25 protein-coding genes are annotated in these 26,019 nt (G+C 34.3%); all 25 read left to right on the forward strand.

Annotated elements, in window-relative coordinates; translation table 11 throughout:
- The first annotated feature begins 14 nt into the window (after positions 1 to 14).
- A complete protein-coding gene (gene secG / locus DTUR_RS05830; RefSeq protein ID WP_012548001.1) occupies positions 15 to 236 on the forward strand; it encodes a preprotein translocase subunit SecG in 222 nt (73 codons plus the stop codon).
- 28 nt (positions 237 to 264) lie between these two features.
- Entirely contained in the window at positions 265 to 1,827 is a 1,563-nt protein-coding gene (locus tag DTUR_RS05835; RefSeq protein ID WP_012583496.1) for an ABC transporter substrate-binding protein, read from the forward strand.
- Between the two features lie 66 nt (positions 1,828 to 1,893).
- On the forward strand, positions 1,894 to 2,823 hold the full coding sequence (locus DTUR_RS05840) for an ABC transporter permease (RefSeq protein ID WP_012583497.1): 930 nt from the start codon (positions 1,894 to 1,896) through the stop codon (positions 2,821 to 2,823).
- 17 nt (positions 2,824 to 2,840) lie between these two features.
- Entirely contained in the window at positions 2,841 to 3,722 is an 882-nt protein-coding gene (locus tag DTUR_RS05845; RefSeq protein WP_012583498.1) for an ABC transporter permease, read from the forward strand.
- Positions 3,694 to 4,122, forward strand: coding sequence for an Asp23/Gls24 family envelope stress response protein (locus tag DTUR_RS05850; protein WP_012583499.1), 429 nt, complete (start codon positions 3,694 to 3,696; stop codon positions 4,120 to 4,122). Before DTUR_RS05845 ends, DTUR_RS05850 begins: the two co-directional genes overlap by 29 nt.
- Positions 4,119 to 5,753: a DAK2 domain-containing protein gene (locus DTUR_RS05855; protein ID WP_012583500.1), complete on the forward strand. Its 1,635-nt coding sequence runs from the start codon at positions 4,119 to 4,121 to the stop codon at positions 5,751 to 5,753. Before DTUR_RS05850 ends, DTUR_RS05855 begins: the two co-directional genes overlap by 4 nt.
- A 10-nt stretch (positions 5,754 to 5,763) precedes the next feature.
- Positions 5,764 to 8,103 carry an ATP-dependent DNA helicase RecG gene (gene recG, locus DTUR_RS05860; RefSeq protein ID WP_012583501.1) on the forward strand — a complete coding sequence of 780 codons (2,340 nt, stop codon included), beginning with the start codon at positions 5,764 to 5,766 and terminating at the stop codon, positions 8,101 to 8,103.
- Entirely contained in the window at positions 8,093 to 8,650 is a 558-nt protein-coding gene (gene rsmD, locus DTUR_RS05865) for a 16S rRNA (guanine(966)-N(2))-methyltransferase RsmD (RefSeq protein ID WP_012583502.1), read from the forward strand. Before recG ends, rsmD begins: the two co-directional genes overlap by 11 nt.
- A gap of 12 nt (positions 8,651 to 8,662) precedes the next feature.
- A complete protein-coding gene (coaD, locus tag DTUR_RS05870) occupies positions 8,663 to 9,145 on the forward strand; it encodes a pantetheine-phosphate adenylyltransferase (RefSeq protein WP_012583503.1) in 483 nt (160 codons plus the stop codon).
- Positions 9,146 to 9,161: 16 nt separating this feature from the next.
- Positions 9,162 to 9,599, forward strand: coding sequence for an ATPase (locus tag DTUR_RS05875; protein WP_012583504.1), 438 nt, complete (start codon positions 9,162 to 9,164; stop codon positions 9,597 to 9,599).
- Positions 9,581 to 10,195, forward strand: coding sequence for a hypothetical protein (locus DTUR_RS05880; protein WP_012583505.1), 615 nt, complete (start codon positions 9,581 to 9,583; stop codon positions 10,193 to 10,195). Before DTUR_RS05875 ends, DTUR_RS05880 begins: the two co-directional genes overlap by 19 nt.
- Positions 10,196 to 10,277: 82 nt before the next feature.
- Positions 10,278 to 10,547: a 30S ribosomal protein S15 gene (gene rpsO, locus DTUR_RS05885; RefSeq protein ID WP_012583506.1), complete on the forward strand. Its 270-nt coding sequence runs from the start codon at positions 10,278 to 10,280 to the stop codon at positions 10,545 to 10,547.
- Positions 10,548 to 10,553: 6 nt separating this feature from the next.
- A complete protein-coding gene (locus DTUR_RS05890) occupies positions 10,554 to 12,635 on the forward strand; it encodes a polyribonucleotide nucleotidyltransferase (RefSeq protein WP_012583507.1) in 2,082 nt (693 codons plus the stop codon).
- Positions 12,636 to 12,643: 8 nt separating this feature from the next.
- The gene (locus DTUR_RS05895; protein ID WP_012583508.1) at positions 12,644 to 13,906 is read left to right on the forward strand and encodes a M16 family metallopeptidase; all 1,263 of its coding nucleotides are present in this window, start codon (positions 12,644 to 12,646) and stop codon (positions 13,904 to 13,906) included.
- 1 nt (position 13,907) lies between these two features.
- A complete protein-coding gene (gene dapB / locus DTUR_RS05900; RefSeq protein ID WP_012583509.1) occupies positions 13,908 to 14,714 on the forward strand; it encodes a 4-hydroxy-tetrahydrodipicolinate reductase in 807 nt (268 codons plus the stop codon).
- 3 nt (positions 14,715 to 14,717) lie between these two features.
- On the forward strand, positions 14,718 to 15,614 hold the full coding sequence (dapA, locus tag DTUR_RS05905; protein ID WP_012583510.1) for a 4-hydroxy-tetrahydrodipicolinate synthase: 897 nt from the start codon (positions 14,718 to 14,720) through the stop codon (positions 15,612 to 15,614).
- The gene (locus tag DTUR_RS05910) at positions 15,604 to 17,250 is read left to right on the forward strand and encodes a ribonuclease J (protein ID WP_012583511.1); all 1,647 of its coding nucleotides are present in this window, start codon (positions 15,604 to 15,606) and stop codon (positions 17,248 to 17,250) included. Before dapA ends, DTUR_RS05910 begins: the two co-directional genes overlap by 11 nt.
- 2 nt (positions 17,251 to 17,252) lie before the next feature.
- A complete protein-coding gene (locus tag DTUR_RS05915) occupies positions 17,253 to 19,193 on the forward strand; it encodes a DNA translocase FtsK (RefSeq protein ID WP_012583512.1) in 1,941 nt (646 codons plus the stop codon).
- Positions 19,194 to 19,252: 59 nt separating this feature from the next.
- The gene (locus tag DTUR_RS05920; protein ID WP_012583513.1) at positions 19,253 to 20,266 is read left to right on the forward strand and encodes a BMP family lipoprotein; all 1,014 of its coding nucleotides are present in this window, start codon (positions 19,253 to 19,255) and stop codon (positions 20,264 to 20,266) included.
- A gap of 65 nt (positions 20,267 to 20,331) precedes the next feature.
- Entirely contained in the window at positions 20,332 to 21,864 is a 1,533-nt protein-coding gene (locus tag DTUR_RS05925; protein ID WP_012583514.1) for an ABC transporter ATP-binding protein, read from the forward strand.
- Positions 21,861 to 22,964, forward strand: a complete 1,104-nt coding sequence (locus DTUR_RS05930) for an ABC transporter permease (RefSeq protein ID WP_012583515.1) — start codon at positions 21,861 to 21,863, stop codon at positions 22,962 to 22,964. The genes DTUR_RS05925 and DTUR_RS05930 overlap by 4 nt, the downstream gene beginning before the upstream one ends.
- The gene (locus DTUR_RS05935) at positions 22,957 to 23,883 is read left to right on the forward strand and encodes an ABC transporter permease (RefSeq protein WP_012583516.1); all 927 of its coding nucleotides are present in this window, start codon (positions 22,957 to 22,959) and stop codon (positions 23,881 to 23,883) included. Before DTUR_RS05930 ends, DTUR_RS05935 begins: the two co-directional genes overlap by 8 nt.
- Positions 23,864 to 24,526, forward strand: a complete 663-nt coding sequence (locus DTUR_RS05940) for a lysophospholipid acyltransferase family protein (protein WP_012583517.1) — start codon at positions 23,864 to 23,866, stop codon at positions 24,524 to 24,526. The genes DTUR_RS05935 and DTUR_RS05940 overlap by 20 nt, the downstream gene beginning before the upstream one ends.
- Entirely contained in the window at positions 24,513 to 25,148 is a 636-nt protein-coding gene (locus DTUR_RS05945) for a lysophospholipid acyltransferase family protein (protein ID WP_012583518.1), read from the forward strand. Before DTUR_RS05940 ends, DTUR_RS05945 begins: the two co-directional genes overlap by 14 nt.
- The gene (gene ispH, locus DTUR_RS05950; RefSeq protein ID WP_012583519.1) at positions 25,145 to 25,996 is read left to right on the forward strand and encodes a 4-hydroxy-3-methylbut-2-enyl diphosphate reductase; all 852 of its coding nucleotides are present in this window, start codon (positions 25,145 to 25,147) and stop codon (positions 25,994 to 25,996) included. The genes DTUR_RS05945 and ispH overlap by 4 nt, the downstream gene beginning before the upstream one ends.
- The last annotated feature ends 23 nt before the right edge of the window (positions 25,997 to 26,019 follow it).

A 26,019-nucleotide genomic window follows, 5' to 3' on the forward strand; every position in this document is an offset into this window, starting at 1 on the left:
GTGAATAAGAAATTATGACTATTGTGCTTTATATTTTACATTTTTTAGTATCCATAGGTATGATAGCGGTGATACTTTTTCAGTCAGAGGTTGGAGAAGGATTAGGTTTTATTGGGGGTGGAGAGACAACTTTTTATAAAGCAAAAAGGCAGATGGAGAAGGGATTGAAACAAGCAACAGTGGTCCTTGCTGTATTATTTATGATAACCTCTGTGCTTATCTTTGTTATTCACTAAAAATTTTAGGAATGGGAGGTTAGCAGAGATGCGTAAGATTTATTTGGTGGTTTTGTTAGTTTTTTTAATTTTCTTATTGGCAGGAATCTCTTCCGCAGAAACACCTCAGTATGGTGGTGTATTAAGAAGAAGCCTTGTTAATGATCCACCAACTTTGGATCCCGCAATGATAACAGACACTGCTTCCGATGAGGTAGCAAGGCAAATTTTTGACGGTTTAGTGGAGTATGATCCAGATGGGAAAGTAGTAGGGTCTATAGCCAAAAGATGGACTATTTCTAAAGATGGCATAGTTTACACTTTTTACTTAAATAATAATGTATACTTCCACAATGGTAGAAATGTTACAGCAGAAGATTTTGTCTACTCTATCAAGAGAATTATGGATCCTAAGACTGCCTCTCCAAGAGCGAGCTTTGCAGAACCCATTAAAGATGTAGTAGCAAAGGATAAATATACTCTTGTAATTACTCTTAAGAGACCTTTTGCTCCATTTCTTTCTACTTTAACTTATTCCTGCTTCTGGGTTGTGCCTAAGGAAGAAGTAGAAAGGCTTGGAAAAGATTTTGCAACAAAACCAGTTGGAACTGGAGCTTTTATGTTTGATGAATGGAAACATGATGTGAAAGTAAGATTGAAAGCAAACCCAAAGTATTTCCGTGGGCGTCCCTATGTGGATGCTATTGAGTGGATGATAATTCCCGATGAAAATGTTGACTTTATGAATTTTGAAAAAGGACAACTTGATATAACTGGTATACCAGATCCAGAGTGGGATAGGGTAAGCAATGATCCAAAGTATAAACCATATATTTTAGAGAAACCCATGATTGGGATATACTATTTAGGATTTAATGTACAGAAGAAGCCCTTTGATAACAAATATTTGAGACAAGCTATAACCCGCGCAATAAATAAAGAAGCAATAGTAAAAGTTATTAGAAGAAGCAGAGCTCAGGTGGCTTATACCATATTGCCACCATCTATGCCAGGGTTTAGTAAAGCCAATTATAATTGGGCAAAGGAAAAATTTAGCTATAATGTTGAAGAGGCTAAGAAACTTCTTGAAAAGGCTGGTTATCCAAATGGAAAAGGACTTCCTGAAATAACTATTTACTACAATAGTAGTGTGGCACATAAAAGGATTATGGAGGCAATTCAGGCTGATCTTCAAAAGATTGGTATAAATGCTAAATTGCAGAACTATGACTGGGCAGTATATCTTGATCTCCTTGATAAAGGAGAGCTTCCTGTTTATAGGCTTGGGTGGGTAGCAGACTATATTGACCCAGATAACTTCTTATGGGTTCTCTTCAATTCTTCTAACTTTGGACCTGAGGGGAATCATAGTTTCTATAAGAATCCAAAAGTAGATGAATATACAAACAAGGCAAGAGTTGAGACCCTCTGGTCTGTAAGAGCTAAATATTATGAAATGGCTGAAAGAATAGTTCTTGAAGATTGTCCGATAGTTCCTATCTATTACTATATTTCCCAAGTTATTTATCAGCCTTGGGTGCATGGACTCTACTTAGATCCATTAACAGGAATCTCTGGAGTAAGATACAGAGTAGTGTGGCTTTCTAAGTAGTAGATAAATATTTGAGGGAGGAGAAGTTCTCCTCCCTCTTATCTTATTTAAGAAAGGAGGACAAAGTTGTTAAGGTATATAATAAGAAGATTACTACAAGCTATACCAGTATTTATAGGTGTAACTCTAATAACTTTTATTCTATTCTTCATCGCTCCAGGAGACCCAGCAAGACTTATTGCTGGACAGAGGGCAGATGCTGAAACCATAGCAAGGGTTAGAGCGATGTGGGGATTAGACAAACCTCTTCCTGTACAATACCTTCTCTTTTTAGGTAGGATAGTTAGATTAGATTTTGGTAGATCCTTTAAGACCAATATTCCAGTAATTGTATCTATTGGGGAGAGATTACAAGCAACAGCTGTACTTGCATTTTTTGCCTTCATAATAGCGGTTTTTTTAGGAGTTACTGCAGGTATTATCTCTGCAGTAAGGCAGTATTCATTATTTGATTATACCGCTATGGTTGTTGCTTTATTAGGGGTTTCAGCTCCTGTATATTGGGTAGGAATAATTTTACTTTTGATTTTTGGTTTTAATTTGGGATGGTTACCCTTAGGTGGTTATATCTCTGAGTATGGTATTAAAGCAGTAATACTTCCTGCTATAACCCTTGGAACAAGACCCGCAGCTTATTTTGCAAGATTATCAAGATCTTCCATGTTAGAAGTAATAAGACAGGAATATATTACAACAGCAAGAGCTAAGGGATTGCCAGAATCAAAAGTTATATTTAAACATGCTTTACGTAATGCTTTAATTCCTGTAGTAACATATGCGGGTATGGTAGTAGGAGATCTATTGACTGGAGCAGTTTTGACTGAAACCATATTTGCATGGCCAGGAATAGGAAGATTAGTTGTTCAGGCTATACTTGATAGAGATCTTCCTGTACTTCAAGGTGGGGTTATTGTTATAGCTCTTATCTATATTTTGGCAAATTTGATTGTGGACTTATCTTATGCTTTAATAGATCCCAGAATAAGGTATGAGTAATTTTGGAGGTTTAGAGTATGGCAGCTAAAGCTAAAGCACTAAAAGAGGATAGAAAGCCAAGAAGTTTATGGAGAATCGCCTGGAAGAGATTGTCTAAAAACAAGCTTGCTCTGTTAGGACTTGGAATAGTTATTTTCTTTGTCATAATTGCTCTTTTCGCTCAATACCTTACGCCCTATTCATGGAATGCAGTTGACCTTTCAAATGCTTTACAACCTCCAAGTTGGGAGCATCCTTTGGGAACTGATGAATTTGGAAGAGATATCTTAAGTAGGATTATATATGGGACTAAAATTTCATTGCAATTTGCTTTTTTTGCACAACTTATTTCTATCTCACTTGGAACAGTTTTAGGCCTTATTGCAGGCTTTTATGGAGGGTGGATTGATGATCTAATAATGAGAATTGTTGAAATCCTTTTTGCCTTTCCATTTTTGTTGTTCGTTATTGCTGTTGTCTCTACTTTGGGTACTGGAATCCAAAACTTATATATTGCGGTAGCAATTATTGGATGGGCAGGAGTATCAAGGATAGTGAGGGGACAAGTACTCAGTTTGAGAGAAAGAGATTTTGTCGCATCTGCTCAAGCAATTGGAGCTTCTACTTGGAGAATTCTTTTCAGACATATATTGCCCAATGCTTTATCTCCGATTATAATTGAGACAACCATTGGAATGGGTGGTATGATTATGTTGGAGGCAGGGCTTTCCTTTTTAGGATTAGGAGTTCAGGCTCCTACTCCTAGTTTAGGGTCTATGGTACAGGCAGGACTTGCCTATTTAAGGAGCTGTTGGTGGTACCCAATAGCTCCAGGTCTTGTTATAATGATAATAGTGTTTGGTTTTAATCTTTTAGGAGATGGTCTCAGAGATGCGTTGGATCCAAGACTTTATATCTAAGAAAGAAAAGAATAAGCAAAAATACTTTACAGGGCTTGGATGGGTAGAAATATCCCCAAGTGCAATTGCAACTTTGGCGAGTATTGCTACTCTTCAAAGTTATGGCGTGGTAGGAATGGCAGCGAGTAATATTGCTGATGGAATAAGTGAGTTGTTAAAGTTAGAGGAAGTTAGCAGAGGAGTTAGAGTGGAAATAGATGAAGATGGTATAAAAATTGATCTTTATATAATTGTAGCTTACGGTGTTAGAATCCCAGAAGTAGCGCATAATGTTATGGAGAGAATTAAGTGGAGTTTAGAAAGAACCACAGGTCTTAATGTGAAAGAGATAAATGTAAATGTGTGGGGTATAAGGGTTAAAGAAGAAAAAGAACCAATAGTGTGGGAAGAAGAGGTATGATGAGTTTATATAAGATTGATACTAATCTCCTAATTAAGCTTTTTGAGTATGCCACTTATGAGTTAGGAAAACATAGAGAAGAAATAGATCTGCTAAATGTATTTCCTGTGCCTGATGGGGATACCGGAACTAATATGCTTTATACTATGCAGTCTACTTTGAATGAAATTAAAAAAGTAAAAAACTTGACTATAAAAAACATAGCCGATGCAGCAATAAGAGGATCCTTAATGGGAGCAAGAGGAAACTCTGGAGTGATCCTTTCTCAGATTATAAGGGGATTTTGCGAAGTTATTAAAAATTGTGATGAAATAGATGCCAAAATATGGGTTAAGAGTTGGCAAAATGCAACAAGAGTTGCTTATAGGGCAGTTCTTAAACCTACGGAAGGAACTATATTGACAGTATTAAGAGATGGAGTAAAAGAAGCGGTATTAGCATTAAGGGAAACTCAAGACATTTTAAAGATAATGGAAAGAACCCTTGAAAAAGCTAAAGAATCCCTTCTAAATACTCCTAATTTATTACCTATATTGAAAGAAGCAAAAGTGGTTGATGCAGGAGGACAGGGACTTGTTTGGATCTGGACTGGTTTTTATGAGGCACTTTCCGGAGTTGAATTAAAGTTGGAAGAGAAAGAGAAACCTACAGTGGAAATAAAAGAAAAACCCGAAAAAGAAGTCTTAGAAAGTTATGTGTTAACTTATCAATATTGTACTGAATTTATAATAAATTCTCATGAAAACGTTGATTTTACAAACTTTAAGAAATGGCTTGAAACTCAAGGAGATAGTATAGTAACTTCAGAGGCCCCTGGTCTTTTAAAAGTTCACATTCATACTAATCATCCTGGATTAGTACTTGAGAGAGCATTAGAACTTGGGAGTTTGTCGAGAATAAAGATTGATAATATGGCTGAGCAACATGAAGAGAGATTAAGAGAAGAAATTTCTGAAGACGAAAAAACACCATTGAAGGATGTTGGCTTTGTAGCTGTCTCTTGGGGAAAGGGAATAAACGAAATATTTAAGAGTTTAGGGGTAGATATAATCATAAATGGGGGACAAACGTTAAATCCTAGTGTAGAGGCTCTTTCTAATGCGGTTGAAAAGGTTCGAGCAAGAAAAGTTTTTATTTTACCTAATAACAAAAACGTGATTTTAGCAGCAAAGCAATTAGAGAATATTCATAAAGATAGGGTAGTTATTATTCCTACAAAACATGTCCTTGAGGGTATCAGAGCTCTGTATGATTACAATCCAAGAGATACTTGGGAAGTTGTGAAGGAAAAAATGGAGAAAGCTATGCAAAAAATTAAAATAGGGGAGATAACAAGAGCTATAAAAGATTCCTTTTTGAATGGATTAGTTATAAAAGAAGGAAATTTCATTGGCTTAGCTAATGATGAAGTAAAAGTAGCAGGAGATGATATTTTCGAGATTTCTTTAGATCTTTTAAATTTACTTTTAGACGAAACTTCGGAGCTTATAAGTATATACTATGGAGAGGATATAACAAAGGAAGAAGCAGAGAATTTATTATTAAAAATAAAAGAACGATATCCAGAGTACTCTATTGACCTTATATATGGAGGTCAACCTTTTTATTATTATTATTTCGGCATAGAATAAACCTATAATAATGCCTACAGAGATAAAACTTCTTAAGGGACTCAAAAACATTTTAGAAAATGAAATCTCTTCTAATTTTTCTGATAAGAGTATTAAATATGGATTAGAAAAGGCACTTGCTGTAGCTCTTAAACAGTTTCCTCTTTGGAATGGTTTTTGGACTCAAAAGGTCTTGGACCTAATAAAGGATTATTCCAAAAGGACTTATGAGGAAAGAGCACAAGCGGTAGTAAGGATTAAGGATATTATTGAAAGAGCAATAGAATTCTATACCGATGAAAATTTCTGGGAGAAATCTGTTCAGTTTGCAAAAGGGGTTGGTCCTCACAGAGCTAAGCTCTTAAATAGACTTGAAATACATACTATTTATGATTTAATTACCTATTATCCACGGGATTATGACGATAGGTCTAAATTAAAGAAGATTTCAGAAATAAAACCTGGTGAGAGGGTGACCATAAAAGTAAAAATTATAGATTATGAAGAAACAAAAACCCTTTACAAAAAGATCCCTATAATAAAGGCAAAGATAAGCGACAATACAGGATGGGCATATGCAGTATGGTATGGACAGAAGTATATTAAGCAGGTTCTTCCACCTGGTACAGAGCTTCTTATCTCTGGAGAAGCCAAAAGGCTCCTAAAACACATAGAGTTTGAAAATCCTGAATATGAGACTTTGGATGAGGGGGAAGATAAGGAGTTTTTAAACGTAGGAAGAATAGTACCTATTTATTCGTTAACTTCTGGTCTTACTCAAAAAGTCCTGCGAAAAATCATATACGATGCATTGACAGATTATTCTATTTTTCTTGAAGATCCTTTACCTAAGTATTTGAGAGAAAAATATAATCTTATGGATAAACCTGTAAGTGTATGGGAGAAGCATTTTCCAACCTCTTTCCTAACTATGGCAAGTGCATCCAAGAGGATAACCTTTGAAGAATTATTCTTTTTACAGCTTAATCTTGCAAAAAAGAGGAGAGAGATAGAGGAATTATCTGCTCCTGTCTTTAATATTCAAAGTGAATTGGTAGAAAAATTCTTAGGCTCTTTACCCTTTAAGTTAACAAAAGCTCAGGAAAAGGTATGGGAAGAGATAAAAAAGGATTTGTCTTCAGGAAGACCTATGCATAGGCTTTTACAAGGAGATGTAGGTTCGGGTAAAACAGTAATTGCAGCTCTTGCTACAATCCTTGCTTATGATAATGGATATCAGACCGCTTTTATGGTGCCCACAGAAATCTTAGCAGAGCAACATTATAATAGGCTCAAGAATATTTTTGAACCCTTAGGCATAAAAATAGCATTACTGACTAGCAGTACCCCTAAAAAGGAAAAAACTTATATTTATCTTGATCTTGCAGAAGGGAAACTTCCAGTAGTGATAGGAACCCATGCTTTGATTCAAGAAGAGGTGACTTTTAAAAAGTTAGGTTTGGTAATCATAGATGAACAACATAGATTTGGCGTAATACAAAGGGCAAAGCTATGGAAAAAAGGTGAAGCTCCACATCTCCTTGTAATGACCGCAACTCCTATTCCTAGGTCTCTTGCCTTGGTACTTTATGGAGAATTAGATATCTCTATAATTGACGAGCTTCCTCCTGGGAGAAAGCCTGTTATAACTTATCTCTTCTCTAAAAAGGAAAGAAGAAAGGTCTATTCTTTTGTAGAAAAGGAAATTGAGAAAGGCAAGCAGGCTTTTGTAGTGTGCCCATTAATAGAGGAATCAGAGAAGTTAGAGGCAGAATCCGCAAAAAAACTATACGAAGAACTAAAAAAATTTTTTCCAAGATTTAATATAGGTCTAATTCACGGGTTAGTACCAAGAGAAGAAAGGACAAGAATAATGGAGGAGTTTCAAAAGGGAGAAATACAAATTCTTGTTGCTACAACAGTTATAGAGGTGGGTGTAGATATACCTAATGCATCTATAATGGTTATAGAAAACGCAGATAGATTTGGACTTGCCCAACTTCATCAATTGAGGGGAAGAGTGGGAAGGGGAAGCGAACAATCTTATTGTTTTCTTATTGCAGATCTGAAGGGTGAAAATGCTAAAGAGAGATTAAAAGTAATGGTAGAAACTAATGATGGATTTGTTATAGCTAATAAAGATTTGGAAATAAGAGGCCCAGGAGAATTTTTTGGAACAAAACAACATGGTACTTTAGATGTTCTTTTTGTAGATTTAACAAAAGATATGAAACTTTTTGAGATAGCGAGAAATGAAGCTTTTGAGGTCATAAAAAATCAGAATGAAAGAATAGAGGAATATGAGAAAGTTTTATTGAATAAATGGCTAAATAAATATCTAAGGGGAGAGTTAAAAGAAATTGTCCTCTGAAATAAAAGTCTCGGGAGGCTTTTTAAAAGATAAAAAAGTAAAAGTTTTGAGACAAGGAAATTATAGGATTACTATGGAACAAGTAAGAAGGTCTATGTTTAATATTATATCCGAAAAGGTTTTGGGAAGTTTTTTCCTTGATCTTTTTGCAGGTTCTGGTATTGTAGGTATTGAAGCTATAAGTTATGGAGCAGAAAAATCTGTATTCGTGGAGAATCACATTCATGCAGTAAAACTTCTAAGGGAAAACCTTAAAAATCTTGGAATACAAGAAAAAACTAAAGTAATATATAAAGATGTTTTTGAATTTCTAAATAAAACTCCAGAGGAGAAGTATGATATCATATTTGCAGATCCGCCGTATGAATTGAGCGAAAAGATTTTAAATGTGGTAGAATATGTCAATAATTATAACTGGCTAAAGATTGATGGTATATTGATCATAGAGCATCATAAAAAGACAATTTTACCAGATGATCTTTTTAATTTGTCTAAATTTTTAGAAAAAAATTATGGTGAGACCGTACTGTCCTTTTATAAATATTAAGGGAGATAAAAAATGATAAAAGCTGTTTATCCTGGAAGTTTTGATCCTGTTACTAACGGACATATTGATATCATACAAAGGGGAGCAAAAATTTACGATGAGGTCATAGTTCTTGTGGCCGAAAATATATCTAAAACTCCTCTTTTCTCTCTTGAAGAAAGACTTGACATGTTGAGGCACTCATTAAAAGACATACCAAATGTTAAAATAGACCACTTCAGTGGATTGTTAGTAGATTATCTAAAAAAAATTGATGTGAAAATTATAATAAGAGGTCTTAGGGCGGTTTCTGATTTTGAGTATGAATTTCAGCAAGCTTTAACTAATAAAAAGTTATATCCAGAGTGTGAGACCGTTTTCTTAGTAAGTGATTTGAAATATACCTTTTTAAGTTCAAGTATGGTTAAAGAGATTGCAAAATTTGGAGGCTGCATAAAGGGACTTGTTCCTGATTATGTAGCTGAAAAACTTTATGAGAAATTTAAAGTTAAGTAAAGAGGTTTAGTAAAATATGGAAGAAATTATAAAGACTTTAAAGGAGTTAAGAGATATTCTTGAAAATTCACCTGCTATTCCTGTGTGGGATAAGGTTCTTTTGGATAAAGACAGATTAATGGAACTAATTGAAAAACTTGATAAATCCATACCTGAGGAATTTTATGAGGCAAAAAAAATAGTGGAAAATAAAGAGAAGATTATAAATAAAGCCTATATAGAGGCAGAAGAAATAATAAAGCAAGCTCAAAAAGAAGCTGAAATACTTGTAAGTAGCAATAATATCACCCTTGAGGCTCAAAAAAGAGCAGAGGATATAATTAGAAATGCAAAAAAGGAAGCAGAAGAAATAAAAAAGGAAATGGACGCCTATATTGAGAGTTTATTAACTAAGGTAGAAGATCTTCTAAAAAAAGAAATAGAGCTTATAAGAAAGTGCAGATCAGAATTGTAATAGTGATTATTGGGTTTTTTTTAATTTTAGAAATTTTAGCCTCTTTCTTTGTATATTTTGACGAAGGTAAAGTTGTAAATGTTAAAGAATTGTTTTTAAATATTCCAGAAGATTTTCCGTCAAATTTTTACATATTAGTTCTAAAGGCAAAAAATCCACATTTCTATGATTTCTTCTACCATCTTATTTTGGGAGATCTCTATTCTTACTCTCAAGTTTCTAAATACAAATTAGTAAAGTTTGAAGGGTTTAATGTAAAAGATGAAGTTCAATTTTATGGTAGATCAGAAATGTTGTGTTTGATTTTAGCTTTTTGGGCTTATAAAAAGGGCCTTAAATTCTCTGATAACTTAAAAATAGGCGTAATTGGAGATGTTTCAAAGGAGGGAGAAGTCTTATCTGTGGCGGGAGCAAGTATTAAGTACTCTACAGCCTTAGAGAATGATATAAATATTTTAATAGCACCTATCCAAAATAAGAAAGAAATAAAAAATTTTGATAATAAAAGTTTATACTGTCTTTTTGTGCGCCATGTAGAGGATGCAAAAAAGAATTTATTAAAGTTTGTTTCTCCTAAGGTTGTCAATGTTAAATAATTTGTGTTAAAATATAACTAACCTATAGTGATGGGTTACCATTACTATAGGCGATTTTTTGTAATATAAAAGGAGGTAAAGTATGGCTCTAACGAAGGAAGAAAAAAGACAGATCATTGAAAAATTCAGATTAAATGAGAATGATTCTGGATCACCAGAGGTACAAATTGCATTACTTACAGAAAGAATAAAAAAGCTTACAGAACATTTAAAGGTACATAAAAAGGATTATCATTCTCGTGTAGGACTACTTAAAATGATTGGCCGTAGAAGAAAATTACTTAAATATTTACAAGAAAAAGATTTTGAAAGGTATAAGAAACTAATACAAGAGCTGGGGTTAAGAAAGTAGTAAATTATGCGACAGACATATTCATTTAAAAAGGATTTTGCAGGAAAGACATTAAAAATTGACATAGGAAAGGTTGCTTGGCAAGCTACAGGAGCTGCTCTTGTGCAGTATGGGGAAACCACTGTACTTGTTACAGTAGTTGCCTCTGAAGAGAAGAAAGAAGATGTTGATTTTTTCCCTTTAACGGTCGAGTATGTGGAGAGATTATATGCTGCTGGGAAAATTCCAGGAGGATTTTTTAAAAGAGAGGGAAAACCTACAGAGCCTGAGATTCTATTTGCTAGGTTAATTGATAGACCTCTAAGGCCATTATTCTCAAAGGACTTTAGAAACGAAGTCCAAGTAATAGTAACAGTACTCTCTTACGATCATGAAAACTCTACAGATATACCCTCTATAATTGGTGCTTCTTGTGCCATAATGCTTGCGGGATTACCCTTTAAGGGTCCCATCGGAGCAGTAAGAGTGGGTTGGGATGGTAAAGAATGGTATATAAATCCGTCGGTTGCTTTAAGTAATTCTTTACTTCTTGATTTGGTTGTAGCTGGCACAAAAGATGCTGTCTTAATGATAGAGGGTGATGGAAAAGAGGTACCAGAAGAGATCTTCTTAGAAGGAATAATAAGAGCTCACGAACAAATAGGAGAAGTTATTAATTTTCAAGAAGAAATTTTGTCCATGGTAAATCCTGTTCCTTTTAACTATGAGCCTTTTGTAGTGAATGAAAACTTAAAGAAAGATGTGTTGGAATATGTCACTGTTGATCAGATAAGAGATGCTATTTTCACTCCAAGTAAGTCTGAAAGACAAAAGGCTCTTGAAGATCTTAAAAAGAGAGTAATAGAACATTTTAAGCCTATTTATGGAGAGATAACAGCGCAGATTGATGAGATAATCAATCAAGAGGCGAAAGCAATATTAACTAAAGTGATCCTTGAAGAGAAAAGAAGAGTTGATGGTAGAAGACTTAATGAGTTGAGACCTGTAAGTTGTGAGGTCGGAGTTTTAAGTAGAGTACATGGCTCTGCTCTCTTTCAGAGGGGAGAAACTCAAGTTCTTTCTGTGGTAACTTTGGGGGCTGGAGAAGAACAGATAATAGAAAGTGTTATAGAGAGCGAGCCTAAGAGATATATTCACCATTACAATTTTCCACCCTTTTCGGTTGGAGAGGCAAAACCCCTTAGAGGTCCTAAGAGAAGAGAGATAGGCCATGGAGCTCTTGCAGAAAGAGCATTGCTTCCTCTTATTCCTAAGGAAGAAGAATTTCCTTATACAATTAGAGTTGTCTCTGAAGTATTAAGTTCCAATGGTTCTACCTCTATGGCAAGTGTTTGTGGTAGTAGTCTCTCTCTGATGGATGCAGGTGTTCCTATAAAAACTCATGTAGCTGGAGTAGCTATGGGATTAATTAAGGAAGGAGAGAAATTTGAAGTACTTACAGATATCCAAGGACTTGAAGATGCTTTAGGAGGTATGGATTTTAAAATAGCTGGAACTAAAAATGGCATTACAGCAGTGCAATTGGATATTAAAGTAGATGGACTATCTTATGAAATTATTGAAAAGACTTTGAAACAAGCAAAAGAAGCAAGATATCAAATTCTTGACATAATGGAGAAAACTATTTCTCAACCGAGACCAGAAATTTCTCCATATGCACCACGAATAATGGTTTTAGAAATTAATCCAAATAAGATTGGAGACCTAATTGGTCCCAGCGGAAAGAATATAAAAAAGATAATTGAAGAAACTCATACAACTATAAATATAAAACCTGAGGGATTAGTTTATATTTCAGCACCAGATCAAGAATCTGCAGAAAAAGCTGCTCAAATGGTACAAGAGTATACAAGAGATATTAAAGAAGGAGATATCTTCTTAGGAAAAGTTATAAGGGTTACAGATTATGGTGCTTTTGTAGAGATATTGCCAGGTAAAATAGGGCTTCTTCATATCTCAAAATATAAGACTACAGGAACAGGTAAAAATCAGACAAGGGAAGAAATTAATTTAGGAGATGAAATTCTTATAAAGGTGGATTCTATAGATCCCAGTGGGAGAATAAGCTTAAGTAGAAAAGACCTTTAATTTGGTAGATGAATATATCTGAGATTGAGTTAAAAAATGGCCTAAAAATTATTCATGACTATATACTCTCAAGAAAGACCATAAATATAATTGTAGCAATTAAGGTAGGCTCAAGGCATGAGGAGAAGATAGAACATGGTCTTGCTCATTTTGTGGAACATCTTTTGTTTAAGAATAACTCTGGAAGGGGTATAGATGAGATACGAAAGGAAATTGATCGGTTAGGTGGAGAGCTTGATGCTTTCACGACTAAAGAAACCACTTACTTTACATTAAAGATTTTAAGTTATCATTTTGTCTCAGGAGTAAAGCTTCTTAGTGATATTATTTTAAGGCCAAGGTTCTCTGAAGAAGAGATAAACTTGGAAAAGTCTGTAGTTAGAGAAGAGATTAGAATGTATAAAGATTCGCCAGAAGAATTGGTATTTGATAATTTCTTTAAGGCTTCTTGGGATAGTCATCCTTTAGTGAGAGAAATATTAGGTACTGAGAAGTCAGTGTCAAATTTTAATAAAGATCTCGTAATTTCCTTTTATAATAAACATTATAAATTAAATAACATGATTATTGGGATTAGCGGGGATGTTCCTTCAAAAAGGATAGAAGAGGTTCTTGATTTTTATTTTACCCAAAACACCTCAAGTAAATTCTTAATCTCAAGTGCTCAAAAACCACCTAAATATAGACCAAAATCAGTTTTTTTAAAGCGAAATTTTGAACAAGTACAAATTCTTTGGGGGACAGAGGGATATGTCCCTGGAGACCCTAATAGAGAATCTCTTGCTTTACTTTCGGTAAGTCTTGGAGGAGGTATTAGTTCGAGACTATTTAGGGAGTTAAGAGAAAAAAGGGGACTTGTTTATAGTGTAGAGACCCATATTTTAAGTTTTAAAGATGCTTCTTTATTTGGTATTTATACTGCTACTGCACCTCAAACAGTGGTTGAGACCTTTAAAACTTTAGCTCAGGAGAAAGAAAAATTAATTAAAGAAGGTTTATCAAAAGAAGAGCTAGATCTTGCTAAGAGGCAAACTATAAATAGTATTTTAATGGCTATTGAAAGTCCTTCTCAGCGGTTATTTTATCTTATAGACTCTTATATTACTTATGGAAAAATTGTCCCTTGGACTGATAAAATAAAGAAAATAAGAAAAGTGACTTTAGAAGATATCAATAGTACGATAAAAGATATATTTAGTAAGCCCTTTGCTATGTCTGTGGTAGGTCCTATAAATTCTCAACATAAAGAGATTTTAAAGGGGGAAGTATAAAATGATTAAAACAGTCTTATTTGGAGCTTGCGGAAAAATGGGAAAAGTTATAGGTAAAGCACTTATTGATGCTACTGATATAGAACTCGTAGGTGCTATAGATCCTTATTTTAAGGGAGAAAAATATGAAAAGATTATTGGGATAGATAAGATTTCTCTTGAAGTTGTGGAAAGTATAGATGAACTCCAAGAAGATTTTGATGTGGCAATAGATTTTACTAATGCAGAGGCAGCCTATCAGAATATTAAAAAGGTTCTACAAAAAGGAAAAAGAATGGTGGTAGGGACCACAGGACTTACTCAAGAAATGATGGAAGAATTTAAAGATCTTGCTGTTAAGAATAAAACTGCAATTTTAATCGCTCCTAATTTTGCATTAGGAGCTGTATTAATGATCCAGCTTGCAAAACAAGTAGTAAAGTATTTCCCAGATGTTGAAATCATTGAATTACATCATAATGAAAAAGCTGATGCACCCTCCGGAACAGCTATATTAACAGCAGAAGTACTTAGAGAGGAGATGAAAAAATACAACTTAACCCATAAAGATGCAACAAAGATTGAGAAATTACCAGGTGCCCGTGGAGGAAAATTAGATTCAATCAATATACATAGTGTAAGACTTCCTGGTTTAGTAGCTCATCAAGAAGTAATATTTGGGGGGCTGGGACAGACTCTGAGTATAAGACATGATGCCTTGAGTAGGGAATGTTATATTCCAGGAGTATTGATGGCTGTTAGAGAGATAGTTAAGAGAGAAGGATTCTTTTATGGACTTGAATCTTTCTTAAATAGGGAGGAGGCTTAGATTATGGTCCATTTTGGTAGTTTGATTACAGCCATGATAACTCCTTTTGATGAATATGGGGAGATTAACTGGAGTGAAGTGGATAGGATTGTGGAAAAACTGATTGAAGATGGAAGTGATAGTATTCTTGTCTCGGGTACTACAGGAGAAGCTCCTACATTGTCTAATAAAGAGAAATTAGCTCTTTTTGAGAGGGTAAAGAAGGTAGCAGGAGATAGAGTTAAAGTAATCGCAGGGACAACAAATTATTGTACAAAGGAATCAGTAGAACTTACGAAAGAAGCTGAAAAAATTGGAGTAGACGGTATCTTAGCTACTGCCCCTTACTATAATAAGCCTCCTCAGGATGGGTTATATCTACACTTTGCCAAAATTGCATCAGAGACTTCTCTCCCTATCATAGTTTACAACATACCATCAAGAACTGCGGTAAATGTTCTTCCTGAGACCTTAAAGAGACTTGCTCAGGATTGTCCAAATATTGTAGGAGTGAAAGAGGCAAGTGGAGATATTAATCAAATTGCAATGATAAGAAAGCTTCTGCCACATCCCTTCTTACTTTATAGTGGTGACGACTCTATGACTTTACCCCTTCTTAGTGTAGGAGGAGATGGGGTTATAAGTGTGGCGTCCCACATAGTAGGAAAAGAAATAAAAGAGATGATAAATAGTTATTTTAGTGGAAAAGTGGAAAAAGCCGCAGAGTTACATTTAAAACTATTACCTATATTTAAAGGTTTATTCCTAACTACAAATCCCATTCCCCTCAAAGAGGCTTTAAATCTTCTTGGATATAATGTTGGAAAGTGTAGGTTGCCATTATCTCCTATAGACAGCAAAAATAGAGCAGAACTAATAAAAATCCTGAAGGAGTACGGTTTTCAAGTAAATGAAACATAGATTGAAAGTTATACCCATTGGTGGTTTCGGAGAGATAGGGAAAAATATGCTTCTTCTCCAGTATGGAGATAGTATTATTGTAATAGATGCCGGCTTAATGTTTCCTGATGGAGATATGCTTGGTATTGATTTTGTTATTCCTGACATTTCTTATTTGTTAGCTAATAAAGATAAAGTTAAGGCTTTAATTCTTACCCATGGACATGAGGATCATATAGGAGCACTTCAATATATATTAAAGGATTTGAATGTACCCATATATGGTACTTCATTAACTCTTGGTTTAGTGGAGAAAAAATTAGAAGAATTTAGACTCAAAGCTAATCTTAATAAAATTAAACCTAATGAGACTATAAATATAGGTCCTTTTACCATTGAGACTTTTAGACAGACTCATAGTATTCCTGATACCATTGGACTTGCTATAACTACCCCTATAGGTTTGATCGTAATAAGCGGAGACTTTAAACTTGATCAAACTCCTATAGATGGTAATCCTCCAGATTTTAATAAATTAGTAGAGCTTGGAGAAAGAGGAGTTCTTGCCCTATTTTGTGATAGTACAAATGTGGAACAACCTGGAATAACCCCCTCAGAGAGTTTAGTGAAAAGCACTTTTGAAGGTATATTTAGTTCTACAAAAAGCAGAATATTTCTTGTTACTTTTGCCTCCAATTTTCATCGTATTCAGCAAGCTATAGATATGGCATTAAAATTTGGAAGAAAGGTTGCTATAGCTGGAAAAAGCTTGATAAATAATATAGAAGTTGCCACAAAATTAGGATATTTACACATTCCCGAAAATATACTAATAAACATTAAAGACGTAAACAATCTTCCTGATGAAAAAGTTCTTGTCCTTACCACAGGAAGCCAGGGAGAGCCATACTCAGCTCTGTCTCTTCTTACTAATCATTCGTATAAACAACTTTTTCTTAAACCAGGAGATACAGTAATATTATCCACCAAGCCCATACCTGGAAATGAAATTATGGTTTATAAGATGGTGGATCAATTGTTCAGAAAAGGTGTAGAGGTTATATATGGAAAGGATGCAGGAGTCCATGTTTCAGGACATGCTGCCCAAGAAGAAATAAAGATGTTTATAAATCTCTTAAAACCTAAATATCTCATACCTTATCATGGAGAATATAGACATTTAGCTTTGCTTAAAAAAATAGGTTTAGAGTTAGGAATTTCAAAGGAACACATAATAATAATAGAGAACGGTACAGTTCTTGAATTTGATGAGGAAAAAGCCATAATAAATGGTAGGATTAACTTAAATAATATATATGTAGATGGGCTTAGTATTGGAGACATAGGAAATATCGTGTTGATGGAACGTAAGAAGCTAGCTGAAGACGGAGTATTAATTGTAGGGGTACTTGTAGATGGTGAGACAGGCCTAATTTTGGAAGGGCCAGAGATTATTTCAAAAGGATTTATTTTTGTAAAAGAATCAGAGGAATTGATAGAAACAGCAAAAGAAAAAGTAAGAGAAGCTTTTAAGAAGAAAGTTGGAAGAAATGGGGGTATAAATAAAGAGACTCTTGTTAGAGAAGTTCTTGAGAACTTTTTCAATGAAGAGTTAAAAAGGAAACCTGTAGTAGTCCCTTTAGTATGGGAGATTTAAAAATGCATAAAGAGAAATTAATTGGGATTTTTTTGCTCTGTATAAATATATTTGGCTTATTATCTTGGGTATTTCCAGAATCAAGCGGAGTTTTAGGGAGAAGTTTTGTCAATTTTATAAAAAACTTCTTTGGTGTATATTTAATTCTTTTCATTGTTTTCGAGGGATTTATAATGTATTATCTTCTATTTAAAGAAATTGAAAAGCAAAAACTAATCTCTTTAAGTTTGTACTTCCTCTCTTTTTTAGGTGTTTTTTCTCTTCTTATAAAGGTTTTGAATCTATCAAAGTATCAAGGACAAATAGGAAGTCTTTTGTTAGAACTTTTTCCATATATTGGGTTTTCAGGATACATTATATTTTCCTTTATTACCCTTGTTATAGCTGTGTTTTTATCTCCTTCTCTTAAAGATATTTCAAAAAAAAGGGTTAGAAATTTAAATACGGAGACCCTAAGAAAGCCTGAAAGATCACCAAAAAAAGTTGTAAAAGAGGTATCGAAGGAAAATCTTTCAATGACATTTCCTAGGGAGAGAAAATTAAAGTGTGATTTTGCAATTCCTACCTCTATATTATCTTATTCCCAAGCTAAATTTGAGAATGAGGACTATGAACAAATGGCAAAGAATTTAGAGGAGACCTTAAAAAGTTTTAAGATAGAGGCAAAAGTAAAGGATTGGAATGTGGGACCTTCTGTGATCAGGTATAATATTGTTCTTTCCCCTGGTATTAGAGTGAGTAAAGTTTTGAGTCTATCAAATGATATTGCTCTTGCCCTTGCTGTTCCAAGTGTAAGGTTTGAAGCGCCTGTTCCTGGAAAATCGGTAATAGGAGTAGAAATTCCAAGAAGTAAGCCAGTGAAAGTATATCTTAGAGAAATACTGGAGAGTGATGTTTTTACTGAGTCAAAGCATCCGTTAACTTTTGCCCTCGGTAAAGATCTCATAGGTAATATAAAAGTTGCAAACTTATCTGAAGTATTACATCTTCTTATTGCAGGAACTACGGGTTCTGGCAAAAGTATGTTTATAAATTCTCTAATTATAAGCCTTCTGTATAAGAATACCCCTGAAACGTTGAGCTTATTAATGATTGATCCTAAAAGGGTAGAACTTTCCATCTATAATAAACTTTTAGGTAGGTATCTAAGACATCCAGTAGTAACGGAACCTAAAAAGGCAGTATTTGCTCTTAGATGGGCTGTTGGGGAGATGGAGAGAAGATATGAAATTTTTGAAAGAAAGGAAGTAAGAAACATAGAGGAGTATAAGAATTTAAATGATGAAGAAAACTTACCTTACATTGTGATAATTATTGATGAGTTAAATGATTTAATGATGACATCTCCAAAAGAAATAGAAGATTTAATATGCAGATTAGCTCAAAAAGCGAGAGCTGCTGGAATTCATTTAGTGGTAGCTACCCAAAGGCCCTCAGTAGATGTAATAACTGGCTTAATAAAAGCTAATATTCCATCAAGAATTGCCTTTGCAGTGTCGTCTCAGATTGATTCAAGAATAATTTTAGATGATGGTGGTGCAGAAAAACTAATTGGTAAGGGAGATATGCTTTATCATCCTATAACCAGTAGCCATCCTGTAAGGCTTCAAGCTCCTTATGTAGATGAAAAGGATATTAAAAACGTGGTTAATTATATTTTAGAAAACACCTCAGAGCTTTTAATGGAGCCCATATCTCTTGAAAGTTTAGATAAAGAAGAGGAGAAAGGAGAAATCTCTGATTTTAACGATCCCCTGCTTCCTCAAGTAATAGAGCTCTTAAAAGGAAGAAAAGTTATCTCTACTTCATATATTCAAAGAAAGTTTAGTATAGGTTATAATAGAGCAGCACGACTTTTAGATACATTAGAAGAGAAAGGATACGTGGCATCTCAGGGAGAGGGAAAACCAAGAAAAGTTTTGCGGGGAGGTGATGAGGTTTAAAAGATTAGTTTTTCAATTTAATTTTCCCAAAACTCTACTCAATGAAGGAGGTTTTAAGTATGCGTAAAATTTTTGTGCTATTTTTGATTCTTTCCTTTGTGGGCTTAATGAGTATTGGATTTTCAGCTAAGACTGTAAGAGTAGGTATTGTCTATGATGTAGGTGGAAGAGGTGATAAATCTTTTAATGATGCTGCATATGCTGGACTTCAAAGGGCTATTAAAGTTCTTAAGGTAGAGGGGAAAGATTTAGAGCCTGGTCCTGGTGGAGCCAACAGAGAGGAACTTCTTAGAACTCTCGCAGAACAAAACTATGACTTAGTAGTAGGCGTAGGTTTCTTATTTACTGATGCTATTACTGCGGTGGCAAAGGATTTTCCGAAAGTAAAGTTTGCTATTGTAGATGGAGTAATAGAAGGATTGCCAAATGTTTCTTCCTTGGTATTTAATGAGCATGAAGGATCTTTTCTTGTGGGAGTTGTCGCAGGGTTAATGACCAAAACTAACGTCATAGGATTTGTAGGTGGTATGGATATGCCATTGATCCATAAATTTGAGGTAGGATATAAAGCTGGAGCTATGTATGTAAATCCAAAAGTAAAGGTTTTAATAAACTACATAGGAGTTACTGGAGAAGCATTTAAGGATCCTGTTAAAGGAAAGGAATTGGCATTAGCTCAATATAAACAAGGAGCAGATATAATTTATCATGCTTCTGGAGCATCGGGGGAGGGAGTTTTTGAGGCAGCAAAAGAAACCAATAAATACGCTATTGGTGTGGATTCTCCCCAGTCCTGGATAATGCCTGATAGAATTATTACAAGTATGTTAAAGAGAGTAGATGTAGCAGTATATGAAACTATAAAAGACGTGAAAGAAGGAAAATTTAAGAGTGGAATAAGAGTGTTCGGTTTACAGAATAACGGTGTTGACTATGAGAGAACAAAGCTTCTTCCTCTTGGTGTAGTACAAAAAGTTGAACAAATAAAGAAGGAGATTATAGCAGGAAAAATAGTAGTGCCATACGATGATAAAACTTTTGAGGAGTTTAAAGCAAAATATTTGAAGAAATAATAAAATTCTTATTAAGATTAGCCCCCTCTTGTTTAAGGAGGGGGCTTTTATAAGGAGGTTTTTCTGTGGAAGAAATCATAAAACTTGAGGGCATTACAAAAACTTTTCCTGGAGTTTTGGCAAATGATAATATAAATCTTTCCATATATCAAGGTGAGATTCATGCTATTGTAGGAGAAAATGGGGCAGGAAAGTCCACTTTAATGAAAATTCTTTATGGACTTTATAAGCCTGACAAAGGAAATATCTATATCAAAGGGAAAAGAGTGGTTTTTGACTCTCCAAAAGATGCAATAGAGAACGGAATTGGTATGGTGCACCAACATTTTATGTTGATTCCACCATTTTCTGTAATTGAAAATATAATTTTAGGATCTGAAGTAAAAAATGGAGTCTCTCTTAATTTTAAAAAGGCCGAAAGTTTAATAAAAGAATTGATGGAAGCTACGGGTTTTAAAGTAGAGCTTTATACAAAAGTCGAAAATTTATCTGTAGGAGAAGCTCAAAGAGTAGAAATATTGAAGCTTCTTTATAGAAGAGCAGAGGTTTTAATCTTAGATGAACCTACCGCTGTTCTTGCTCCTCAAGAGGTAGAGGAACTTTTTAAGGTTTTGAGAAGATTGGCTTCTCAGGGTAAAACGATAATTTTTATATCTCATAAGTTAAATGAGGTTTTAGAGATCTCTGATAGAGTTAGTGTAATGAGAAGAGGTAAATTAGTTGAGACTCTTGAGACTAAAAATACTAATAAATATCAACTTGCTCAACTCATGGTAGGAAGAGAAGTGTTCTTAAGAGTAGAAAAAGAGAAAATAGAAAAAGGAGAAGAGATCTTTAGGGTAGAGAATCTTTGGGTAAAAGGGAGAAAAGGAATTGAGGTAGTAAAGGGGATCTCTTTTAATATTAGAGCAGGGGAGATTGTAGGTATAGCAGGTGTAGAAGGAAATGGCCAAACAGAGCTTATAGAGAGTATAGTAGGATTAATTCCCATACAGAAGGGAAGAATTTACATAAAGGGTAAAGATATAACATTGAAAAACATAAGACAAAGACGTCTGCATATAGGTCATATTCCTGAAGATAGACATAAAAGAGGGCTTATACTTGACTTTTCTGTTGCTGAAAATTCTATTCTTGGTTTACACTTCTATAAAGATTTCTCAAAGGGAGTCTTTTTAGACTATAAAAAGGTAAATTCACATGCAGAAAGAATTGTAAAAGAATTTGATGTAAAAACTCCTAATATAAAAACACCTATTAGGCATCTTTCGGGCGGTAATCAACAAAAAGTAGTAGTGGGAAGGGAGATTAGCTTTTCTCCTGAGTTTTTAATAGCTTCTCAACCTACAAGAGGTTTAGATATTGGAGCTACAGAATTTATACATCAATTATTAATTAATTTAAGAAATCAGGGTAAAGCAATCTTATTAGTATCAGCAGATCTTGATGAAATACTAAGCTTAAGCGATAGGATTATTGTGATGTACAATGGAGAGATTGTAGGATCTTTCTTGGAAGGTGAGGTAGACGAAAAAGAGCTGGGTTATTATATGATGGGTGTTAAAAAACAAAAAGAGTTAAAGGAGGCTCTAATTTGAGAAATAGGGAGTTTATAGAAAACTTGATCTTAAATATAATAAGTCCGACAATTTCCATATTTATTGCTCTGTTTTTTGGAGGTATCATCATATACCTGTTGGGGCATAATCCCATAGAAACTTATAAAGAGGTAATAAATTTTGCTCTTGGAAACCCTAATGGGTGGGGATATGTTCTATTTAACGCTACTTCTTTTATATTTGCTGGACTTGCTGTGGCTGTAGCCTTTAAAGCTGGACTTTTTAACATTGGAGCTGAGGGACAGATTCTTGTTGGAGGATTTGTATCGGCAATTGCAGGTCTCTATATTGCTCCTTTATTTCCACCTTTTTTACATTTATTTATAACTCTTCTTTTTGCAGCTATAGGAGGAGCTTTATGGGCTTTTATTCCTGCAATTTTGAAGGCAAAATTAGGGGCTCATGAAGTGATAAATACCATCATGATGAATTGGATAGGTTATGCTCTTACTAATTATCTTGTGATAAATACCTTTAGAGAGAAAGGTGTAGTATATCCTCTCCCTCAGACAGCTAAATTACCAGCTTCTGCCACTTTGCCAAAACTTTTTGCTCTCTTTCAGAAAGTTGGCATAAATATTCCTGAAAGTAATCCTTTAAATAGCTCATTAATATTCGCTGTTCTTGCCGTCTTGTTTACTTATTATCTCCTTTGGAGAACAAAATTAGGATATGAGATAAGAGCCTTAGGGTTAAACCCTTATGCCTCAGAAAATGCTGGAATAAGTTCTCAAAAGATAATCTTCGTATCTATGTTAATAAGTGGTGCTTTAGCGGGGCTTGCTAGTATTAATGATGTTTTAGGTTATAGATATCGCTTCCTTGATAACTTTACCCATGGAATGGGATTTACTGGAATAGCGGTAGCCTTGTTGGGGAAAAATCACCCTGCGGGTATAGTATTTTCTGCGTTTCTTTTTGGGGCATTAGATAGAATGGCTATAGGAATGGATGTTTTTACTCATATTCCCCGTGAGATAATATCTGTACTCCAAGCAGTCATAATATTGACTATTGTGGTTAGCAATGAGGTTCTTATCCGCTTCTTAAAGAGAAGGAGGAAAACTATATATGCTTGAGTCTATATTTGCTTGGGAAACTATAGTTTCAGCTATTCGAATGGCAACACCCCTCACCTATGCTTCCTTAGGAGGAGTTTTTTCAGAAAGAAGTGGGGTAGTTAATATTGCGTTAGAGGGGATAATGTTATTTGGAGCTTTTTTTGCTACAGTAGGGACTTACTTTTTTAAAAGCCCAATGGTGGGAATTATATTTGCTATCCTTGCTGGTATGACTATTTCTTTAATCCATGCAGTGGTTTCTATAAGATTTAAAGTAAACCAAATAATAAGTGGTACTGCATTAAATATGTTGGCAGCCGGAGGTACTACTTTTCTTTCTAGATTAATATTCAAAGCTGCAGGATCTTCTCCTCATATTGAAGGATTTAGCCCTATTAATATTCCTATGTTATCTTCTATTCCAGGGATTGGTTTATTATTTAGAGATCTATCACCTCTTATCATTTTGATGATAGTTTTAGTATTCTTCTCTAATTATGTGCTGTATAAAACGGTTTTTGGTTTGAGGCTTAGGGCTGTAGGAGAAAATCCTCAAGCTGCGGATACCTTAGGAGTAAACGTATACAAATATAGATATATAGGAGTGCTAATAAGTGGTATCTTAGGTGGACTTGGAGGAGCTTTTCTTTCCTTAGAGCACGCCAGAGTTTTTGTAGAAAATATGACAGGTGGTAGAGGATTTATTGCTCTTGCTGCTATGATTTTTGGTAATTGGAATCCTGTAGGTGCTTTTGGAGCATGTCTACTTTTCGGTATAGCTGAGGCTATAAGAATAAGGCTTGAGGGGGTTGGAATTCCCACTCAATTTATTCAAATGATACCTTATATATTAACCATGCTTGTTCTTGCTGGTGCTGTTGGAAAATCTACGCCTCCTGCTTGTGATGGAATTCCTTATGAAAAGGAGGAAATATAGTACGAAATTTCAGTTTTTCGTATATAAAAGTATAGCAGGCGTTATAAAGGTACTTCTTAAAAGAATATATAAATTAGAAATAAATGGCCTTGAGAATGTACCTTTGGAGGGACCTGTTATTATTGCCCCAAATCACAGAAGTAGCCTTGATGTCTTGGCTATTGCTGTAAGCTTACCAAGGCCTATAAAGGCACTTGGTAAAGTTGAAAGATTTAAATATCCCTTATTAGGAAGATTTGCTCAATATCTTGGTGGAATTCCTGTAGAGAGAGGACATGCAGATCTTTCTGCTGTAAAGGGTGGTATAGAAGTCTTAAAAAGAGGAGAAATTTTGTTAATTTTTCCTGAAGGAACAAGATTAAGATTGGAAAAGAAAGATATTAAGCCTAAGAGGGGAATTGGATATTTTGCAGCTAAGATGAAAGTTCCTGTTGTTCCTACTGCTATCATTGGAGCTGACTGTATATGGCCTCCTGAGAAAAAGCTACCAGCTCTTAAGGGAAGAATAAAGGTGATTTTTTTGCAGCCTGTTTATTATGAAGGAGAACCTGATAGAATTAAAGAAGAAGAATTTACAAATAAAATAATGAGTCAAATAGAGGAGGTATTAAGGAGAGAATCTTTAAATCATGAGGCAAATTAGAAAGTCTATCTCTCATTTTTTCTACAAAATCTTAATAGTTGTGGTAAGATTTTTATTGAATATCCTATGGGGATACAAGGTAGAAGGAAAGGAGAATATTCCTAATCATTCTTTTATCCTTGTAGCAAATCATGTAAGTATATTAGACCCCATAGTGATTGGTGCTGCTTTTGACAAGAGGTTATTTTATCTTGCTAAAAAAGAACTCTTTAAATCAAAAATATTTAATCCTTTTTTAAGATGGCTTGGAGCAATTGATGTAGATAGAAAGGATTTTAAATACGAAACTTGGAAAAAAATAAACAGACTAATTAAAGAGAATGAAATAATAGTAATATTTCCAGAGGGAACAAGAAATGATCATCCTGAAAAGGGACTTCTTGAACTTAAAGATGGTGCTGCTTCTCTCGCATTAACTCATGGACTTCCTATTCTTCCTGTAGCAATAAAGGGCACCGAGAAAATATGGAAAAGAAAATGGATCTTTCCTCAATTAAGGGGACGAATAAATATTAGAATAGGTAAAGTAATAAATGTATCTAAAATTAAAAAGCCTTCAAAAGAGGATATAAAAGAGGTAAATAATAAAATAAAGGCAAGTTTAATAGGGCTTTTAAGATGAAGGTGTATATTGCTACTCCTTACGGATTTTGTTCGGGAGTAAAAAAATCCATATCTCTTGCTGAAAAAATACTGTCCTTAAAAGGTGAAGTATATACTTTGGGAGCATTAGTTCATAATCCAAAGGTAATAGAGGAATTGTCGAAAAAGGGCATAAAGGTGCTTGGGAAGGATGAAATTGTAGAGGGTAAAGCTTTGATCGTTAGGGCTCACGGTTTACCTCAAAGAGATATAGATTTTTATAAAAGCTTAGGAAATGAAATCTATGATGCAACTTGTCCTCTTGTTAAAAAAGTACAGGTTCTTGCAGAGTATCTTAAGAATAACAAATATAAAGTAATAATAATAGGAGAAAAAAATCATCCTGAAGTGATAGGAATATTGAGTTATACAGATAATCAAGGTATAGTGATAGAATATGAGAGTGATATAGAGAAAGTAGAATATTATCCTAAAATTGGGATAGTTTTTCAAACTACGCAAAGTTTTGATAATGCTATTCAAAAAGTAAATCTGATAATGAATAAGGGTAAAGAGATCAGGATATTTAATACCATATGCCCTGAAACTATTGAGCGACAAGAAAAAGCTAAAAAACTCTCAAAAATAGTAGACGTTGCTCTGGTTCTAGGCGGGAAAAATAGTGCCAACACGAGGAGGTTATATATAACATTGAGTCTAAAGGTACCAACATATCATATTGAAAATTTGGAAGAGATAGATAAAAATTGGTTTAAAGAAGACAGTAAAGTAGGCATAATTACGGGCACATCTACTCCTAATAACTTTGTAGAGGAGGTATTAGCATTATTAAAGAGTCTTTATCCCTTAGAGATTCATTTGGTATAAAGAAAGGAGTTCCAGTAGTAAGT

Source organism: Dictyoglomus turgidum DSM 6724 (assembly GCF_000021645.1).
Classification (GTDB): Bacteria; Dictyoglomota; Dictyoglomia; order Dictyoglomales; family Dictyoglomaceae; genus Dictyoglomus; species Dictyoglomus turgidum.

Excerpts from the sequence above, each read along its gene's own strand:
- DTUR_RS05915 (WP_012583512.1), top strand. The coding sequence starts at position 17,253 with ATGCATAAAGAGAAATTAATTGGGATTTTTTTGCTCTGTATAAATATA.
- dapA (WP_012583510.1), top strand. The coding sequence starts at position 14,718 with ATGGTCCATTTTGGTAGTTTGATTACAGCCATGATAACTCCTTTTGAT.
- DTUR_RS05835 (WP_012583496.1), top strand. The coding sequence starts at position 265 with ATGCGTAAGATTTATTTGGTGGTTTTGTTAGTTTTTTTAATTTTCTTA.
- coaD (WP_012583503.1), top strand. The coding sequence starts at position 8,663 with ATGATAAAAGCTGTTTATCCTGGAAGTTTTGATCCTGTTACTAACGGA.
- dapB (WP_012583509.1), top strand. The coding sequence starts at position 13,908 with ATGATTAAAACAGTCTTATTTGGAGCTTGCGGAAAAATGGGAAAAGTT.
- ispH (WP_012583519.1), top strand. The coding sequence starts at position 25,145 with ATGAAGGTGTATATTGCTACTCCTTACGGATTTTGTTCGGGAGTAAAA.
- DTUR_RS05850 (WP_012583499.1), top strand. The coding sequence starts at position 3,694 with ATGCGTTGGATCCAAGACTTTATATCTAAGAAAGAAAAGAATAAGCAA.
- recG (WP_012583501.1), top strand. The coding sequence starts at position 5,764 with ATGCCTACAGAGATAAAACTTCTTAAGGGACTCAAAAACATTTTAGAA.
- DTUR_RS05935 (WP_012583516.1), top strand. The coding sequence starts at position 22,957 with ATGCTTGAGTCTATATTTGCTTGGGAAACTATAGTTTCAGCTATTCGA.
- DTUR_RS05940 (WP_012583517.1), top strand. The coding sequence starts at position 23,864 with ATGAAAAGGAGGAAATATAGTACGAAATTTCAGTTTTTCGTATATAAA.
- rpsO (WP_012583506.1), top strand. The coding sequence starts at position 10,278 with ATGGCTCTAACGAAGGAAGAAAAAAGACAGATCATTGAAAAATTCAGA.
- DTUR_RS05890 (WP_012583507.1), top strand. The coding sequence starts at position 10,554 with ATGCGACAGACATATTCATTTAAAAAGGATTTTGCAGGAAAGACATTA.
- DTUR_RS05895 (WP_012583508.1), top strand. The coding sequence starts at position 12,644 with ATGAATATATCTGAGATTGAGTTAAAAAATGGCCTAAAAATTATTCAT.
- DTUR_RS05845 (WP_012583498.1), top strand. The coding sequence starts at position 2,841 with ATGGCAGCTAAAGCTAAAGCACTAAAAGAGGATAGAAAGCCAAGAAGT.
- DTUR_RS05910 (WP_012583511.1), top strand. The coding sequence starts at position 15,604 with ATGAAACATAGATTGAAAGTTATACCCATTGGTGGTTTCGGAGAGATA.
- DTUR_RS05855 (WP_012583500.1), top strand. The coding sequence starts at position 4,119 with ATGATGAGTTTATATAAGATTGATACTAATCTCCTAATTAAGCTTTTT.
- DTUR_RS05945 (WP_012583518.1), top strand. The coding sequence starts at position 24,513 with ATGAGGCAAATTAGAAAGTCTATCTCTCATTTTTTCTACAAAATCTTA.
- DTUR_RS05920 (WP_012583513.1), top strand. The coding sequence starts at position 19,253 with ATGCGTAAAATTTTTGTGCTATTTTTGATTCTTTCCTTTGTGGGCTTA.
- DTUR_RS05875 (WP_012583504.1), top strand. The coding sequence starts at position 9,162 with ATGGAAGAAATTATAAAGACTTTAAAGGAGTTAAGAGATATTCTTGAA.
- secG (WP_012548001.1), top strand. The coding sequence starts at position 15 with ATGACTATTGTGCTTTATATTTTACATTTTTTAGTATCCATAGGTATG.